Genomic DNA, 2,612 nt, shown 5'->3' on the forward strand with positions numbered 1-2,612 from the left:
CGATTGCTTGTCTTACCGGGAGCCTCACCCCGCCCAGCTATCGACTCCCTCGCCCTGCCCCCACCTGAACGAACCCAGATGAAAAGTGCTCAGTGTCAAAGCGAGCAGAGCCGCGTCGGCTCGATTCGTCGGCTCATGTGGTCATCGCAGCGATGCACCTGCACAAACCTCGAGGCAGCGATTTCACCGGCCGGTTCGTCGGGAGCCGGGCCGCCGGCCGTTACGTGCAGGCCGTGAACTGCGAGGTCGGGCCGGCTAGTCAGCCGGCATGTTGCCGGCGCCAGGGCTGGAGAAAGACACCGTAGGTGCCGCCGTCCGAGAGGACTGCGGCGGCGGCCAATGCAGTGTCGTGATCTGGGCCCCGGTTCCGGCGGGGTGGGCGAGATCTGGTCGAGCAACCGCTGCGCCATAGTGGCGTCGATCTCGTCACCGCTGATGCGAACCTCGCCCGCGGTCGCCAGATCCCAGATGTCGTCGTCGGTGAACTCATCAGCTCCGACAGCGTTCAGTCGCCGTGCGAACTCATGGACGTTGATCATCTGCAGCCTCGTCGTCGGATTGTTGATAACTCGCCGTACCTCTCCAGCGCTGGGTCAATAGTTCCTGCGCTTACTGTGCGGACCGCCGGTGGTCTCCCGCTGCGGCGTCCCCAGCCCCTGGTAGACGAACGCCCCTGGCGGGTGTCGGTCGTGAGCGAGCAGCCGAACCAGCTCGTCGAGCAGCTCGTTCAAGTCTTCCGAGGGCGACTCGGCTCGCGGACATGCCGCTGAGAGTGCGTTTACGCAACCTCAGCGGCCCGCCCGGTCACGCCACAGCAGGAACCTGCTCTGTTCTCGTGCGTGCGGATCATATGTGTCCGCTGGGCATCCTCCTGCTGCGGCCCACAAGGTCACGCTGTGCAGATCGCCGCTGAGCGAAGGCGGGCTTCTTGTTTCTCAACTGCCGACGTCTCGGGAAATCAGGCATCACGCGAGTCGGTGGTGAATCAGGCTTGCTGGATGCGCAGAGCATGAGCCCTAGTGCGGTGAACAACAGAGCGGAGCCGACCAGGAACCAATTTATGGCGGTCGGCGACATCAAGAACCGCGGTGACCGAGTGCTGATGAAAGCCGAAACCATCGTCACGATGATTGAAACGATGAAGACAACGAGCGGTGCCCATAGTCGTCCTACGCCAGAAAATGAGGAAAGCTTGCGCCGCACCGGCCCGGTCAGCGACGCGCTGAGGACAGCGGCTTCCACGGCGGTTAGCCACATTCCGAGCGGCGGCATCGTCGTCTGGCAATCTTGGCCTTGAACCATGGCACGTGCTGCCGCTGTGTCCGAAACTCCTTGAGCGATGAAGAACATCCCCATCGTAGGGAAGGCAACAACAGTCGAGAATCGCGCAAAACTTACAGCTGATCGCTCGATCCGTGCACCTTGCATCAGCAGACCGACGCCATGGAGCAGGATGATGACTGCCAGGGCGAAAACTAGACCATTGATGAGTTCAACGGTGGCCGCCCGCGGACGGGCGACCTCGCTGCTGTCGCCGGCCATCACCGAGTACAGAAGCGTCGTCAAAACCAAAGAGATGAAGGATACGAACAACGCCAGCGGGACGCCGGAACCTCTCGTGCTCACCGATCGCGCATGATCCGACGTGTTCGGCGTCAACAAGATGACCAGCCCCGTGAAGGCGAAGCCCGCGAGCACACCGGTCATTTGGCCGTAATTTTCTGCAATCGAGGCAAGCTTGACAAGCTCCGTGCAATTCACGACGCACAGAGTGTCATAACACGTCAAGAAGTCGAGGAGCTGATGGGTAAGATCGTCTCCACAAGGGAGGCCCGCGATTCAAGATCGCAAAATATCTACCATGTTCGCCGCTCATGATCTCGCCTAGATGAACGAATGAGCGAGCTTCTGACCTCGGACCAAGGCGCGTGTCCTCTTCTAGCCGCGATCCGCGCTGCTGGCCCGCCAGGCAGCCATCTGCTCGGTGCGAGCAGCGCGTGTGAATCCGGCGGAAGCGGGATGCAGTCCAGCCGGTTTCGAGTCCCTTGCGGTCGGCGCTAAGGCCGTACCTGGTGCGGTGTCGGCCACTTGCCGCCGTCCGAGCAGCAGGAAATGCCAGAGCGGATCAGTGGTTTCGCCGGCCAGTTCGTCGAGTGCCCGGTCGTCGATCGCCGCGTGCGGGCCCAGACCCGCGGGGTCGCGGCGACTGATCAGCCGGGCCGTCTACGGCCCGGGGCTGGAGAACGACACCGAAGGCGCCGCTGCCCTGGAAGATGCAGGTGGCGGCCACTGCGATGCTGTGATCTGCGCCCCGGTGACGGTCGGCGTGGGCGAGATCTGGTCGAGCAGGCATTGCGCGATAGGGGCGTCGACCTCGAGGTCAGCGCTGATACGAACATCGGCGGCGATCGCCAGGTCCACTACGTCGTCGCTGGTGAACGCGCCAGCTCCGAGAGTGCTCAGCCGCCGCGCGAACTCCTGCATGTCAATCATGTGCACCCTCATCCTCGGGTTCTTTGAGCGCTTTTCAACTGCCGTGGATCGGGTTCTCGATGTGGTGCAGGGCCAGGATGGCCTGCACGATGGCGGTGGCGCGGCGTGGGCAGCAGCGC

At 62.9% G+C, this 2,612-nt stretch carries 3 protein-coding genes; all 3 read right to left on the reverse strand.

Annotated elements, in window-relative coordinates:
* Positions 1–95: 95 nt before the first annotated feature.
* The 3 genes from ACGFIO_RS44260 to ACGFIO_RS44270 all read right to left on the reverse strand — a co-directional run bounded on the left by ACGFIO_RS44260 (position 96) and on the right by ACGFIO_RS44270 (position 2,493).
* Positions 96–539 (reverse strand): hypothetical protein, encoded by a 444-nt coding sequence (locus ACGFIO_RS44260; RefSeq protein WP_392837293.1) that lies wholly within the window; start codon positions 537–539, stop codon positions 96–98.
* Between the two features lie 307 nt (positions 540–846).
* Entirely contained in the window at positions 847–1,761 is a 915-nt protein-coding gene (locus ACGFIO_RS44265) for a hypothetical protein (RefSeq protein ID WP_392837295.1), read from the reverse strand.
* Between the two features lie 462 nt (positions 1,762–2,223).
* Complete coding sequence (locus tag ACGFIO_RS44270) at positions 2,224–2,493, reverse strand: hypothetical protein (protein ID WP_392837297.1); 270 nt, start codon at positions 2,491–2,493, stop codon at positions 2,224–2,226.
* Between the last annotated feature and the right edge of the window lie 119 nt (positions 2,494–2,612).

This window comes from Actinoplanes sp. NPDC049265 (assembly GCF_043197135.1).
Taxonomy (GTDB): Bacteria; Actinomycetota; Actinomycetes; order Mycobacteriales; family Micromonosporaceae; genus Actinoplanes.